Origin of the sequence: Niastella populi (genome assembly GCF_002078015.1) — a bacterium.
GTDB classification, from domain to species: domain Bacteria; phylum Bacteroidota; class Bacteroidia; order Chitinophagales; family Chitinophagaceae; genus Niastella; species Niastella populi.
This window is the reverse complement of the sequence record NZ_LWBP01000243.1, coordinates 209,792-224,483: the sequence shown is the minus strand read 5'-3', so window position 1 is coordinate 224,483 and position 14,692 is coordinate 209,792. Positions and strand designations below refer to the sequence as shown.

Below are 14,692 nucleotides of genomic sequence, written 5' to 3'. Positions count from 1 at the left end.
TGTCGTTTTTTTTCGTATTTTGTTACTAGACTCGAAACCTATGCGGATGAGGAAATTTTATATTGCAATTCTAACTTGCACCCTGGTGAAGACGGCCTCGGCTCAAGACCCCAATTTTTCACAATTTTTCGTTTCACCCCTTACACTTAACCCTGCTTTAACCGGTAAATTCAATGGCGATTTCCGCATAGCCGGCAATTACCGCGATCAATGGCCGGCGATCAGTAAGGCATTTGTTACAAGCACCGTTTCTTTTGACGCTCCTATCCTGCGCAGCAAGATCAGCGAAATAGATACGTGGGGCGTAGGGGTGCTGGCAATGACGGATAAAACTGCTAACGGTATCCTATCCACTAACTTGTTATCGGTTTCTACTTCCTATCATAAAGGCATCGACGAAGATGGACTGAACTCGATCGGTTTGGGCTTCCAGGGAACCTACAATACAAAACGGCTCGATGGCACCAAGCTGAACTTTGAAGATGAACTGGATCAGTTCGGCGGCTGGACCAACCCAAGTGGTGAAATGGTGAACGACAGGCAGATCAATCTCAGTTATTTCGATCTTTCGGTAGGTGCCCTGTTCAACGGTTCTACCGATGGGTATAACAACTACTATCTCGGTGTGGCCGGTTATCACCTCAACAAACCAAAAGAATCGTTTACCGGCGATATCTTCTACACATTGAATCCCCGTTTAACCGTGCACGCAGGTGGCGCCATTCCTTTAGCGGAAAATACCCGCACCATTTACGTAAGCACTTTGTTCAGCCGGCAGGCCGGCGCTACCAACATGGTAGCCGGTGGTGCGGTTGGCTTCAATATGAACGAAGACGAAGAAAACCCCACCAACTTTTATGCAGGCCTCTGGACACGTTTCAACAACGTGAACGATGCGCTGATCCCCTACCTTGGGCTCGAGTTCGGCGGCTTCAGGCTGGGTGCATCGTACGATGTAAATATTTCCAGTTTGAAAGCGGCTTCACAAAGCCGGGGTGGAATCGAAATCTCGCTCATCTTTATCAAACGTCCGCCGGGCAATAAAGGCATTCCCTGTCCGCATTTCTAATGGCGGAATGATAACGGCACTACTACTATAAACCTATTATTTCCTTTCCTTAAGCGAATTACTTCCTTAGTATCAGTTTGTGGTTTATGGTTCTTTTATTCGAAATCTCCTGCAAAGCGCAGGCTTCGCGAGAACCCGCGCGGCAGCAACAATAAACTACAAACCATAAACTATAAACTGTTTTGGTGATTTCCCAAAGCGCGCCAGCAACAACAAACCACAAACCACAAACAACAAACTACAAACCCATTAATAAAGGTACCAGGTACCAGCAGAATAAAGTGATCAATATGATCGCAATCACATTCATCACCAACCCCGCCCTTACCATCTGGTTGAATTTAATATGACCGCTGGCGAATACGATGGCGTTGGGCGGCGTACCCATCGGCATCATACTGGCGCAACTGGCGCCAAGGCACATGGGCAATCCCAGTAAGAGAGGGTTTATATGCATGGCATCGGCAATACCGCCAATGACCGGGGAAAATACAATTACCTGCGCAATATTGCTCATTACTTCGCTGATGAACAACGAAACCAGCGCAATGACGAATATCAGCATCAAACCGCCGCTTCCTGAAAAACCGGCAATCCATGCGCCCAGTTGTTTTATCAATCCGGCTTTCTCCAATGCGCCGGCCAGTGCAATACCGCCCCCAAACAATAACAAAATACCCCAGGCCATTTTGGTGGTATCGGCCCATACCAGGATCTTTCCGCTGCTTTCTTTTTTGTCGCCTGTACCGGCCGGACAAATAAACAAAGCCAGTGCGCCGGCCATGGCGATCATGGTATCATCGAGCTTTACGATCTTAAGCGCATTGATAAGGTCTTTGGTGATCCATAACATGGCCGTAGCAACGAAAATGAACAATACCCTTTTTTCGGCTTTCGAAAGCGGCCCCAGTTGTTTTAATTCAAACTTTATAAGGTCGCGGGTAGCGGCATCGGCGCCCAGTTTGTTCGGGTATAACCACTTCGTCATTACAATGTATAACGAAAACAACAGCATCAGGGAAATAGGCGTACAGATCAGCATCCAGTCGGCAAACTGAACGGTATAATTGTATTTATCTCTTATAAAACCCACAAAAGCCACATTGGGCGGGGTGCCCACAATAGTTGCAATACCGCCGAAATTACTGGCATAGGCAATAGCCAGCATAATGCCAACAGCCAGGTTATCGAGCCGGGCACTGCCTTTATGGTTTTCTCTTATAACATGAATTACCGATGCGGCTATCGGGTACATCATCATGGTAGTGGCGGTATTGCTCAGCCACATACTCAACAACCCGGAGGCAAGTATAAAACCCAGCACTATGCGATCGCCGCTGGTACCGGTAATATTTACAATGGAAAGCGCTATGCGTTTATGCAGGTTCCATTTTTCAATGGCAAGGCCGATCATAAACCCGCCCATGAACAAAAAGATATTGCTGTCGGCATAACCGGCCGACACTTCTTTTATGGTCATGATGTTCATTAAAGGGAACAGCACCAATGGAATCAATGCCACTACGGGCATAGGCAGTGCTTCGGCGATCCACCAGGTGATCATAAGCGCGGCAACGGCCAGTACTTTAGCGGCCTTTGCATCAAAGTGAAAAGGGTTTACAAACAAGGCAAAAAGGAACAGGGCTACACCGCCCGCGAGGGCAAGCCGGTTGCGCAGGTTAGTATTGATCGGTTTCAAATGGTAGTTTATTTTAAATGCTGAACGCAGAAGGCTGAACGCTGAACTCCCGCATCCCGAATTCAGATGCGCCTCTCTCTGCCGCACGCCCGCGGTTTTAAACAATAAATACAGGCTTAAGGTACGGTATTTAGCGTTAAGCTTTTTGCGTTAGGCGTTCAGCTTTTTGCCGCTAACATACGGATTGTCCTTCAAAATAAAACGGTAGGGTAATTTCGCATCTTCACCGGCATAATCGACTCCGATGCGCGGGGTGGCAATAATATCTTTTTTATTTACCACAAATTCATCTGCTGCTATATATATGTCATTGTCAAGTAAACTTCGGCCGGTGTGGCCGGTATTAATACCCAGCGCTTTGGAAACATTGCCGGGACCTTTGGTAAGGGTATAGTCGGCCCTTTTTTTGCCCGTTCTGGCCAGCATGGTATTGATGCCCTGTATGGGATCTACGGCCCTTATCAGAACGGCGTGTGGTACGTCTTTCTGGTTGGTAACAACATTAAACAAATGATGAATACCATAACACAGGTAAACATAAGCGGTACCGCCGGTTTGGAACATCACTTCTGTCCTGTTCGTTCTTCTGCCCCCAAAAGCATGTGAAGCCCGGTCAATATGGCCTGCATAGGCTTCTGTTTCCACAATACGGCCCGAAGTTGTAATATCACCGAATTGAGTTACCAGCACTTTGCCCAACAATTCTTTCGCTATCTTCACCACATCGGCACGATTATAGAAACCGGTATCTAATTTTTTCATTTGAAAATGATCATTGAGTTTTGGCCAGCTGCCCGCCTTTACCGGACGGGCAGGGCACTTGCTATGGCAAAAATTTTATTTTCCAGTGCGCCTTAATGAAAATTTTGCCATGGACGTTTCATTGACAAATGTTCTCCTGTAAGCGCTTTAACTATTTTTTATGAAACAAAATGGGCCTGTATTATACCCAAAATTTAGTGATTATCATGCCCTAATGAAAAAACTTTACTAAGTTTGACCCCGCCCGATAACAGTAAACTGAAAAATCAAATTTATAAAACTTGCTGAAAGAAATCGTTACAGCCATTCAGTCATATGCCAGGGCGCATCGTTTTATCAGGGAGCACCGGCTTTGGAAATGGATCATAGTGCCGGGTATCATTTATACCCTCCTGTTCCTGGCGGGCATGTATTTTTTCTGGATCTCCTCGAACCAGTTCGTTTCGTCTTTTAACCATTGGCTGGGTATCGATCGCTGGCTTCACCAGCAACGCAGCCCTATTCTCAGCTTTTTATTCCTGATGGGTGAAATTATGGTGCGGCTCATCATGATGTTGTTCTATTTTTCCCTGTTCAAATATATCTTCCTTATTATAGGTTCACCTGTTTTCGCTTACCTCAGCGAAAAAACAGAAGCTATTATGGAGGGAAAAGATTTTCCATTCAGCTTCAAACAACTGATGGCCGATATTCTGCGCGGCATAAAACTGGCCCTGCGCAATACGCTCTGGCAATCGGTATACACTATTTCGCTGCTGATCCTTTCATTTATTCCCATCGTTGGCTGGGTAGTGCCCGTAACCACGCTGCTGGTTGAATGTTATTACTATGGCTTTTCGATGCTCGATTACAGTTGCGAACGGCACAAATTGTCGCCTTCGGAAAGTATCCAGTTCATAGGCAAACACAAAGGACTGGCCATCGGGAACGGCATGGTGTTTTACCTGATGCATGTTATTCCATTTGCAGGCTGGGTGCTGGCGCCCGCGTATGCGGTAGTGGCAGCTACTATCAGCCTGTATCATCGTGACGATAAAGTGGGAATTGAGCAGGCCTGATCATATACAAACAATTACAATGTCCTCAACAAGTATAATATATCTCATTCCTTCCGTTTTATCTGAAGGGTCTGCGGCAACCATACCCGCCTATGTACGCGATGCGGTTGGCCAGTGCCAGGTATTTTTTGTAGAGAATGAACGTACGGCCCGGCGTTACTTAAAAAGCATCTGGAAAGAAATGGTGATCGATAACTATACCTGGGTGCTTATCGACAAGACCAATAACATGGCTACGCTCAACGCCTTCAATAAACATGTAAAGGAGAATAAAACCATTGGTATTATTAGCGAAGCGGGGTGCCCGGGCGTTGCCGACCCCGGCCAGATGCTGACCGATGCGGCGCATGCCGCCGGCGCCACTATAAAACCCCTGGTTGGCCCCAGCAGTATCCTGCTGGCATTGATGGCCAGCGGCATGAACGGACAACAATTTCAATTTGTTGGTTATTTGCCCATCGACACTGCAGAACGCAGCAAAACCATAAAAGACCTCGAAGCAGAATCGGCAAAAAAGAACTGTACGCAGCTATTTATTGAAACGCCTTACCGGAACAATCAGTTACTCGAAACGCTTGTGAAGACCGGCAGACCCACTACCAGGCTCTGCATTGCCACTGATCTTACCGCGCCTACCGAATTCATTCATACGAAAACACTGGCCGACTGGAGAAAAAAGCTACCGGACCTGCACAAGCGACCTACTATATTTTGTTTGCTGGCGGTATAATTAAACTGTTTGTGGTTGTTTAACTTCGAAACGCGCTATAATTTTTAACTTCGCTTATTCTCAAACTAATTCAATTGCGAAACCCGGAGTGCATGCAATAGTGAACCTGTAGAAAATTCGGGTTCAACAACAAACTACAAACAACAAACAACAAACTAACTATCTGGTTTCCCGCATCGAAAGAATACTATCAACTATATAAGTGGTATTACCGCGCCAGGGCACTACGTTATGGAATTCGCGGTAATGCAGATCGAACCACTTGCCGCTGTTGGCCATCAGCTTTTCGGCAATGCTTTTATTTACAACGGAGAATTCAAATTCATATGATTGTATGCTGCCGGCCGTTCTTGACCTTATGCCTTCCTGTATCAGCTTGCCTTCATAGGTTTTGAAGATGTCGCCCTTCAGTACTACATAATTCAAATGGCCCGACTTCACCCCTTCGCCAAAAACATAAAAATATCTCCAGTAGAGGAAGATGCCTACGGCAGACAGAACGACCACAAGAACTATCAAAAAAATCTTTCGCATAAAAAGAATTTGCTGAACGCAGAGCGCAGAACGCTTAACGCATATCAGAGCTTCGAGTTGTCTGACTATAATCAGGCAGCCCGATATTCATTCACAGGCGTTCCACGTTTAGCGTTAAGCCTTAAGCGTTTTATAACCCGTATTTATCCACAAGATATATTAATGCCGCCATAGAAACAGCACCCAGTTCCAGTTCGCGTTTATTTACCGCTTCAAACACATCACTGCGGGCATGATGAATATCGAAATACCGTTGTGAATCGGGAAGCAAACCTGCCAGGGGCGTTCCCAGTTCGCGGTACAGCGGGCCGATATCGGAACCGCCGCCGCCCTGTTCCAGTTCACAGATACCGTAAGGTTTTAACAATGGCAGCCAGCCCTGTACTTTTTTCAACAGTTCGGGTGAAATGGTAAACCCAAAACCGCGCGGGGTAAAGCCACCGGCATCGCTTTCAAGGGCAAAGATGTGTTTTTCCTTTTTTGTACGGGCTTCCTCTGCATAGCGGCTGCCGCCACGCAACCCGTTCTCCTCATTGGCAAACAATACCACCCTGATGGTGCGTTTCGGTTTATACCCAATGGCTTTAAAAGCACGTAATATTTCTATCGATTGAACGCATCCACTCCCATCATCATGCGCGCCTTCGGCCGCGTCCCACGAATCGAGGTGGCCGCCAACGGTGATGATCTCATCGGGAAATTCACTGCCGGTTATTTCACCGATAATATTATGAGCAACGGTATCGGGCAGCATTTTTCCATGCGTTTTCAAAAATACGTTTACCGGTTCCTTTTCAAGTAATGCCGCCAGCCGGTCGGCATCCTGCAGGCCCATGGCGGCGGCAGGTATTTTTGGAAAAGAATCGTTGTAACGGGTACTACCGGTATGCGGATGGTTGTCGGCCGCATGGCTCATGGAACGGATCAGCACAGCCACCGCGCCATAACGGGCGGCCTGGCTGGGGCCTGAACCGCGGTAACCTACCGCATCGCGGTAAGCTTCAAAAGTTCTTACATAGGTGGCGTTGAACTTATAATTATAGAAAACGATCTTTCCTTTGAGGCCGGCTTTCTTTTGCTCCAGCTCTTCAAATGAATTCACCAGTACAACCGGGGCCTGAATGCCTTTAGGCCCGGTACCCACGGTGTTGCCCAACGCCAGAATATCGAGCGGTTGATTTTTTTTTCCGGGAGCAGCTATCCATGCTTCATCTTTTCCGCCGCGTATCCAGTGCGGAACAAGACATGACTGGGAAATAACCCGGTCGGCCCCGGCCTGTTGAAGGGCTTGTTGGCCCCAGGCCTCGGCTTTATAGGTTTGTGGCGAACCGGTAAGCCTGGCGCCTACCTGTTTGGTAAGAATGCGTAAATTTTCGTATGCCTGGCCGTGAAGCAGTATTTCGTTGGCAATTGCGCGTATTTTTAACGAATCTTCCTGCCGCGCAAGGCCAATAAGTGGAACAATTGTTAACAATAGCGTAAACAATTTCAATCTCATGTGCGTTATTTTACGCTAAAATAGGCAAAATGATCCCCTGGACATAATTGCCTGTTTTAAGTTACCTTCACACTCTTAATATAGATCGCAGTATGCGTATTGGAATTGTTTGCTATCCAACGTTTGGTGGTAGTGGCGTATTAGCAACGGAATTGGGAAAGGCACTGGCTGATAAGGGACACCAGGTACATTTTATTACGTACCAGCAACCGGTAAGGTTGAGTGAGTTCAATGCCAACATATTTTATCATGAGGTACGGGTGCCTACCTATCCCCTGTTCGATTATCCACCTTATGAAACGGCCCTATCGAGCACCATGGTTGACGTTATTGTAAATAACAATATCGACCTGTTGCACGTACATTATGCTATCCCACATGCGTCGGCAGCATACATGGCCAAAAAGATCCTCGAAAAACAGGGCAAGATCATTCCGGTGATCACTACCCTGCACGGTACGGATATCACCCTCGTAGGCCGTGATAAAACATTTGCTCCGGTTGTTGCCTTTTCAATCAATGAAAGCGATGCCATTACCGCGGTATCGCAAAATCTCGCCGCTGAAACCTATCGCAATTTCAAGATCGAAAAAGAAATTAAGGTTATTCAGAACTTCGTTGATGTAAAGCGCTTTCGTAAAAAACCCATCGATGCCTTTCGCCGCGTAATTGCGCCGCATAATGAAAAAGTGGTGCTGCATGCGTCGAATTTCCGTAAACTGAAAAGGGTTACCGATGTGGTGCGCATTTTTGCCGAAATCAATAAGAATGTGCCCAGCAAACTGTTGTTTGTAGGTGATGGACCCGAGCGCCCCGCAGCTGAAAGTTTAGCACGCGACCTTGGTATATACGATGAAACCCGTTTTGTAGGCCGCCAGGAACAAATTGAAGAAGTGCTGGCGATCTCCGATCTTTTCTTACTGCCATCAGATTATGAAAGTTTCGGTTTGGCGGCACTGGAAGCCATGGCTGCCGGTGTACCGGTTATTTCGAGTAACGCGGGTGGTTTACCCGAAGTAAATGTAGATGGTGAAACAGGCTACCTGGCCGATGTGGGCGATGTGGAAACCATGGGCCGCCGGGCGGTTGAGCTGTTATCTGATGAAAGCAAACTGCAAAAGTTCAAAACAAAAGCAGCTGCTCATGCGCGTTTATACGATATAGATACCATAGTGCCGCGGTACGAAGCATTGTACAACCGGTTCTTACAGGATATTAACAGCAGGGTGTAAAAAGGAGTGCCACACTTTTAAAGTGTGGCACATCTGTTATCTTTCGTAGTACACACCTTTCAAAGTGTGGCACATCATCTATTTCTTCTTAAGCCATTTTTCGGGGTCAAGGTTTTTGGTTTCCTGCGTAATGATAAAATCAATTTCTCCATTGCCTTCACCATTTCTAACCGCTACACCTACCGTTTGGCCGGCAACGATTTTTTGAGTTCTTGAAACGCTTACCGATTGCAGGTTGCTGTATACGCTAAAGTATTTACCATGGCGAACGATCACGCTCCACGCGCCTTCAATATCAAAGATGCGTACCACTTCGCCTTCAAAGATGGCCTTAACGGTAGCGTTAGGTTCCGTTTCTATCGTTAAACCGGGATTGTTGATAATAACCGGCCCCTGCTGGCTGCGGCCGAAGCGGGTTTTAATAGATGCTTTTTCAACCGGCCAGGGCAACTGGCCTTTATTGTCTTCAAAACTTCCGCTGATCCGTTTCCCTTCGGGGGTAAGCTCCAGCTTCTTTACCTCTTTTTTTGCCCGGGTACCGCTGGCGGCAGATCCGCTCAGTTTCGCGTCGGCGGCATACATATCACCGATGGTATTCGTAATGGCCGACATCACTTTTTTGTAAGCGCTCTTTTTTGCGTTGAGCTCCCTGGCTATTTCTTTTTCCCTTGTTTTCAGATCTTTTACAATGGCATGCTTTACTTTTTTCTCTTCTTCCAGCACTTCCAGTTGCTTTTCCTGTTTTTGTATCACGGCATCTTTTTCCCGGCGCGCCAGTTCAAAGCCGGTGATCTTTCCGGCCAGCAGTTTTTGCGTATTCTTTATGGCTTCCACCTGGTCTTCGCAATACTGGTGATAGGCGCGAAAATACTGCGCGCGGCGGTACGCATCGGTAAAAGATGTGGCAGAGAAGATAAAGTTGAGGAACCCGTAATTGTTGCGGAGTTTGTAAGCGTAAACGATGTTGCGGGCATACTGGGCCTTCATGGTATCGAGCCGGTCTTTTAAACTGTCGATGCCGTTTTTCGACTTACCAATATTACCCTCGAGGATGTTTACCTGCCTGTTGATATTTTTGATGGCCTGCTCGCGAAGCCGTAATTTCTGTTTTACCAGTTCCAGTTGCCGTATACTTACACGGGTATGTTTCTTCTGGTCTTTGAGCGAATTATTAAGTTCATCTATCTCACGCTGAAGTGCGATCTGTTGTTGTTTCAGGTCTTCGCCAGCGGGTTGTTGGGCATGCAGGGTTACAGTAATTACCAGTGTCAAAAAACTGGTGGCCATCCACTTTAACATAGGGGTAGATTTTAAAATTGAACCTGATCAAAAAAGAAAAAGCCCGGAAGAGGTGCTTTCCATTATAACTCTTCCGGACTTATCAACGTTTGCACTTGTCAACTTATTTCCCTCGTATCCATTTTTCGGGGTCAAGGTTCCTGTTCTCCTGCATCAGCAGGAATTCAATTTCACCGTTGCCGTCGTCGTTAACAGCGGCACGGCCCAGCATCTGGCCTCCGGTCACTTTTTGGTCTTTTGATACACTTACCGAAGACAGGTTACTGTACACTGTAAAATATTTACCATGCCGTACAAGCACGCTCCAGTTACCATCTATATCGAATATACGCGACACCTCACCTTCGAACACCGCTCTTACCACCGCCCCTGCATCGGTTGCCAGGGTTATACCGGGGTTGTTACCACGCAGTCTTGTGCCTTCGATAGAATATGTTCCGAAATGGATCTTCACATTACCTTTTTCAACGGGCCAGGGTAGCCGGCCTTTATTGCCTTCAAAGCTGCCGCTGATACGGAAGCCTTCCGGTGTTGCCTCCAGCACACTCTCGGGTTTCTTCACCGCCACCACTTCTTTCTTCGGTTCAGGTTTTTCAACTTTTGCTATGGGCGGAGGAGTGGCTGTGGTTTTTTCAGGTTCTGCCGCTTTTCTGGCTTTCGCTTCTGCCGCCTCTCTTTCCCTTTCGCGCTCACGCTCCCGTTCTCTTGCCTTTGCCGCTTCTGCCGCTTTCGCCGCTTCGGCCAGTTCCCTGGCTTTTGCTTCTGCCGCCGCTTTTTCGCGGGCTGCATTTATTTCCTTGGTGATGGCAGCCTTGATGGCGTTCTTCAATTTCTGGTCGGCCCTCTGTTTTGAGGTAAGCTCTTTCGAGATCTCTTTTTCCCGGGCTTTCAACTGGCTCAGGATCTCATTCTTCTCTTTCTTCTCTTCTACCAGTTCGGTCTTTTGCTTCTCCTGTTTTTGCAGAACGGCATCTTTTTCCTTACGTGACGATTCAAGGCTTGCAATTTTATCGAGGTATACTACCTGTGTATTTTTTAAGTTGGCAGCCTGTTCTTCCCGGTACAACCGGTACGCCCGCAGGTATTGCACCCGGCGCAACGCATCGTTGAAACTCGAAGCGGAAAAAATGAAATTCAAAAAATCGTAGTTGCTACGATTCTTGTAAGCATACACGATACTTCTGGCATATTGCATCTTCAGGGTATCGAGCTCACCCTTAAGGCGGCTGATCTCACTTTTCGACTTCTCAATGGTGCCTTCTATAACGTTGATCTGCTGGTTTATGTTGTTGATGGCCTGCTCGCGAAGGCGCAGCTTCCTTTGCACCATCGACAATTGTAACAACCCTGCCTTGGTATTCTTCTTGGTAGCCCGCAAAGTACTTCTCAAATCATCTATCTCACGCTGAATTTCCGCCTGTCTTCTTTTCAGTTCGTCACTGCCTTGTTGCGCAAGCATGGCAACAGGAACTGCCATGGCCAAAAAACAGGTAAATATCATTTTCAGCATACTGAACGATTTTTAAGTGTTAACGGTTTTGGGCAGGGTTATGATCAACTTATGGGCCAATTCTATAGGGTTGGACGCCGGTAATGCAATAACGCTTATTTCCGCTTATAATTTTTCGGAATATTGAACGGAAAGTTTAAATCAACGTTAAAATCAAACTGTTTGAATTCCATCTCTATGTCGAGTTTCGACTTTTCCGATACCGTAATTTTGCGGTGGGTCGAAAACCGCCGGCCGTTCTTTACCTGATAATCGCCATAGCTCAGGTATGCAGTACGGGCCCTGATGGCATCCACATCATCGAGTTTGCTGTATTGCAGGGTGTAATCGTCTTTATTCACCGTAAGCAGGTGCTTGAACAGCAGGCCGAGGCTCATCAGTGAAATTGATTTATCATCCTTCTTATACGAATTTATATTACTATCGAGAAAAATCGGATTGCCAATAAGCAGGTTTTGCAGATCGGTGAACTTCATCGGGATCTTCGTAACCTCCTGCAAATACTCAACCGACCGCAACTGGGCGGTCTTGTTATTTTTATCAAGCACCTTAACGCTATCGGGCGTTATCAGCACCCTGAAAAATTCAATATTCAACAGCGCAGTGATGTTTACCCATATCAGGCTGTCTTTTTTTAACCGCACAAAAGCGGTAAAGGACATTTTCTTGCCATCGCCGCCCTCGAAATCTACTTTGATCTTGGCTGAAAAGGTTTGAAAATTATCTATGTAATTGGTTTGAATGGTATCCCAAACCTTTTTTATGTACCGCATTGAATCGGCACGGTGATCTACCACTGGTATCACCTGGGCTGTATCTTTTTTGGCAATAGCCGTTTGAATTGTTTTTGTTGACCTGCAACTAGTGAATACCATCGTCACCAATGCTACAAGGCATATGGCTGAAAAATACTTCATTCATTATGATTTACCGGTATGGCCAAAACCGCCGTCGTGGCGTTTTGTTACCGAAATTGATTTAACGGGTTTCCATTTTACACGTTCTACATCGTGTACCACCATTTGAGCAATACGATCACCGGGGTGTATGGTTTGTGCTTCCTGCGATAAGTTGATGAGAATGACCTTTATTTCACCCCGGTAATCGGCATCGATGGTGCCCGGGGTATTTAAACAGGTTAGCCCCTGTTTTATGGCCAACCCGCTGCGTGGGCGGATCTGCGCTTCGTAGCCTTTTGGCAATTCTATAAACAAACCGGTTGGTACTAAAAACCGTTCCAGGGGGTTGAGAACGATGGGCGCATCTATAAAAGCGCGTATATCCATACCGGCTGCTTCCTCCGTTGCATATTCGGGCAGCGGATTGTTCGACTGGTTAATGATCCTGACTTTTACTTTTGACATGGGGCAAAAATAATGTGATAATGTGATAATTCGATAATGTGATAATGGAATACAGGGTTTTGTGAGTGCTTTGGCGTTAGCTTTGAAAATCACAGGAAATACCGCACCAATGGAATTATCACATTAGCTAATTATCATATTAGCTAATTGGTTTTATGAGCACTGTCGCATACGCCACCAGCCCTTCCTCCCTTCCAACGAAACCCATCTTCTCGGTGGTGGTGGCTTTTATGGAAACATCGTCTATGGTAACTTCGAGAATACCGGCGATCACCTGCCGCATCTGATCTGAATATTTTTTGATCTTGGGGGCCTCGAGGCAAATGGAGGAATCGATATTTACCACCCGGTAATTGCGGGCTTTTATAAGATCGTAGCTTTTCTGCAGTAATATTTTACTGTCTATATCTTTATAGGTGGCGTCGGTATTGGGGAAATGCACGCCAATATCGCCCAATGCAAGGGCGCCCAGCAATGCATCGCAAATGGCATGTAATAAAACATCGGCGTCACTGTGCCCGAGGGCGCCTTTATGATGGGGAATCTTTACGCCGCCGATCCATAGGTCCCTGCCTTCCGTTAACTGGTGAAAATCGATCCCGAACCCTATACGCATAATGTGCTAATTTGCTAATGTGCTAATATGCTAATAAAAAAAGCGTTCTGCTTCGCAGAACGCTTCAAATATATTGAATTCTAATTAGCACACTAGCTAATTAGCAAATTAGCTAATTATTCAGCACCTATGTCGTCGAGGTCGAATATAAGACCGAAACGCAGGGTATTCGACAATGGATTGCGGTTCACCCCTGAACCTGAAGGAACCAGGTAAGAGAAGTTCAAACCAAATACATTGTATTTAACACCTAAACCAACGGTGAAATATTTACGGTTGCCTTTGTCTTTGTTCTCATAAAAATAACCTGCGCGGAAAAAGAACTGGTCGTTGTAACCATATTCAGCACCCGCTGAGATCTGAAACTCTTTCAGTTCTTCTTTGAAACCGCCGGGCGCATCATTGAATGAGCTGAACCAGCTGCTTACAACCGATTTATTGCGGTAATCGGCTGTGAGCGCAGAATCGGCAGATGGATCATCGGTCCAAACGGGTGGTGTTGGCACCAGCAGTTTATGCACATCCAGACCGAAGGTTATTTTATTGGCTTCATCAAAAGCTTTGGTATATGTAGTACCAAAGCTCAGGTTGGCAGGAATATAATCTCTTTGTGTTGCATCGTTCGTATAACCGATCTTACCACCGAGGTTGGTTAATGTGGCGCCGAAGTTCCAGCCTTCGCCAATTTCATTTTGGCCGGTATAGAAGAACGACAGGTCACCGGCCACTGAAGTACCGGGTTTGTAAGCAGTACCGGTTTGGGCCAGGTTACCGGCGAGGTTTGAGCGAATATAACGCAAAGCTACACCTAAACCGATCTTATCACTCAGTTTACGGGTATAACCGAAGTCAACACCAAACTCGCGGGGACGGCCATTGCCAAAATCGTTACCGCTTCCGTCGGTGAACTGAATGTTACCAAGGCTGAAATAGCGAATAGAACCACCCAATGCCGATTCTTCATCGAGTTTGTAATAACCGGCTAATGCCAGCAGGTACACATCATTGAGACCAAGGTCTTTCAACCAGGGTGTGTAGGTTAAACCCACACTGAAGTTCTTTTGTGCAAACGGCACTTTTGCCAGGTTCCAGAACGGAGCGCTGGCATCGGGTGAAGTTGCAACGCCTAAATCACCCATGGCACCGGCACGGGCGTCAGGTGAAATGCGTAAAAAGGGTACAGCTGTAGTAACTACGTTGATAGGATCGGTTTGTGTGGTTTGGGCATTTACAGCCGTAACACCCGCCAACAGGAACATACCTACAGTTAGTTTAAAGAATTTTCGTTTCATTTTTTGAGTTGTCTTTAAGGATCATACCG

Annotated in this window: 13 protein-coding genes and 1 pseudogene; 4 read left to right on the top strand and 10 right to left on the bottom strand. The window is 46.5% G+C overall.

The features are described from left to right. Positions 1–40: 40 nt before the first annotated feature. Positions 41–1,009: pseudogene (locus tag A4R26_RS31955) on the top strand (PorP/SprF family type IX secretion system membrane protein); the annotation flags it as partial. A gap of 298 nt (positions 1,010–1,307) precedes the next feature. Here the strand turns inward: A4R26_RS31955 and A4R26_RS31950 are convergent. Next, a complete protein-coding gene (locus A4R26_RS31950; protein WP_165760485.1) occupies positions 1,308–2,768 on the bottom strand; it encodes an SLC13 family permease in 1,461 nt (486 codons plus the stop codon). A 150-nt stretch (positions 2,769–2,918) separates the two neighbouring features. After that, positions 2,919–3,530 (bottom strand): DNA-3-methyladenine glycosylase, encoded by a 612-nt coding sequence (locus tag A4R26_RS31945; RefSeq protein ID WP_081170831.1) that lies wholly within the window; start codon positions 3,528–3,530, stop codon positions 2,919–2,921. Positions 3,531–3,811: 281 nt separating this feature from the next. On the opposite strand from A4R26_RS31945, the gene A4R26_RS31940 reads away from it, so the two are divergent. Both A4R26_RS31940 and A4R26_RS31935 read left to right on the top strand, forming a co-directional pair. Beyond that, positions 3,812–4,588, top strand: coding sequence for an EI24 domain-containing protein (locus A4R26_RS31940; RefSeq protein ID WP_081170829.1), 777 nt, complete (start codon positions 3,812–3,814; stop codon positions 4,586–4,588). A gap of 19 nt (positions 4,589–4,607) precedes the next feature. Further along, positions 4,608–5,318, top strand: coding sequence for an SAM-dependent methyltransferase (locus A4R26_RS31935; protein WP_081170826.1), 711 nt, complete (start codon positions 4,608–4,610; stop codon positions 5,316–5,318). Positions 5,319–5,477: 159 nt separating this feature from the next. Here the strand turns inward: A4R26_RS31935 and A4R26_RS31930 are convergent, their stop codons facing one another. Both A4R26_RS31930 and A4R26_RS31925 read right to left on the bottom strand, forming a co-directional pair. Beyond that, a complete protein-coding gene (locus A4R26_RS31930; RefSeq protein ID WP_081170824.1) occupies positions 5,478–5,852 on the bottom strand; it encodes a hypothetical protein in 375 nt (124 codons plus the stop codon). A 130-nt stretch (positions 5,853–5,982) separates the two neighbouring features. Continuing rightward, entirely contained in the window at positions 5,983–7,350 is a 1,368-nt protein-coding gene (locus A4R26_RS31925; protein WP_081170822.1) for a M20/M25/M40 family metallo-hydrolase, read from the bottom strand. Between the two features lie 92 nt (positions 7,351–7,442). Between A4R26_RS31925 and bshA the strand changes: the two genes are divergently transcribed. Then, entirely contained in the window at positions 7,443–8,582 is a 1,140-nt protein-coding gene (gene bshA, locus A4R26_RS31920) for an N-acetyl-alpha-D-glucosaminyl L-malate synthase BshA (RefSeq protein WP_081170820.1), read from the top strand. Positions 8,583–8,660: 78 nt separating this feature from the next. On the opposite strand, the gene A4R26_RS31915 is transcribed toward bshA, so the two are convergent. The 6 genes from A4R26_RS31915 to porV all read right to left on the bottom strand — a co-directional run bounded on the left by A4R26_RS31915 (position 8,661) and on the right by porV (position 14,663). Then, positions 8,661–9,881 (bottom strand): murein hydrolase activator EnvC family protein, encoded by a 1,221-nt coding sequence (locus tag A4R26_RS31915; protein ID WP_081170818.1) that lies wholly within the window; start codon positions 9,879–9,881, stop codon positions 8,661–8,663. A 103-nt stretch (positions 9,882–9,984) separates the two neighbouring features. Beyond that, complete coding sequence (locus A4R26_RS31910) at positions 9,985–11,391, bottom strand: murein hydrolase activator EnvC family protein (protein ID WP_081170816.1); 1,407 nt, start codon at positions 11,389–11,391, stop codon at positions 9,985–9,987. Between the two features lie 95 nt (positions 11,392–11,486). After that, positions 11,487–12,308, bottom strand: coding sequence for a lipoprotein insertase outer membrane protein LolB1 (gene lolB1, locus A4R26_RS31905; protein ID WP_081170814.1), 822 nt, complete (start codon positions 12,306–12,308; stop codon positions 11,487–11,489). Positions 12,309–12,311: 3 nt separating this feature from the next. Next, complete coding sequence (gene dut / locus A4R26_RS31900; RefSeq protein ID WP_081170812.1) at positions 12,312–12,755, bottom strand: dUTP diphosphatase; 444 nt, start codon at positions 12,753–12,755, stop codon at positions 12,312–12,314. A 139-nt stretch (positions 12,756–12,894) separates the two neighbouring features. After that, positions 12,895–13,371 carry a 2-C-methyl-D-erythritol 2,4-cyclodiphosphate synthase gene (ispF, locus tag A4R26_RS31895; protein WP_081170810.1) on the bottom strand — a complete coding sequence of 159 codons (477 nt, stop codon included), beginning with the start codon at positions 13,369–13,371 and terminating at the stop codon, positions 12,895–12,897. Between the two features lie 116 nt (positions 13,372–13,487). Then, the gene (gene porV / locus A4R26_RS31890) at positions 13,488–14,663 is read right to left on the bottom strand and encodes a type IX secretion system outer membrane channel protein PorV (protein ID WP_081170808.1); all 1,176 of its coding nucleotides are present in this window, start codon (positions 14,661–14,663) and stop codon (positions 13,488–13,490) included. Positions 14,664–14,692: the final 29 nt, after the last annotated feature.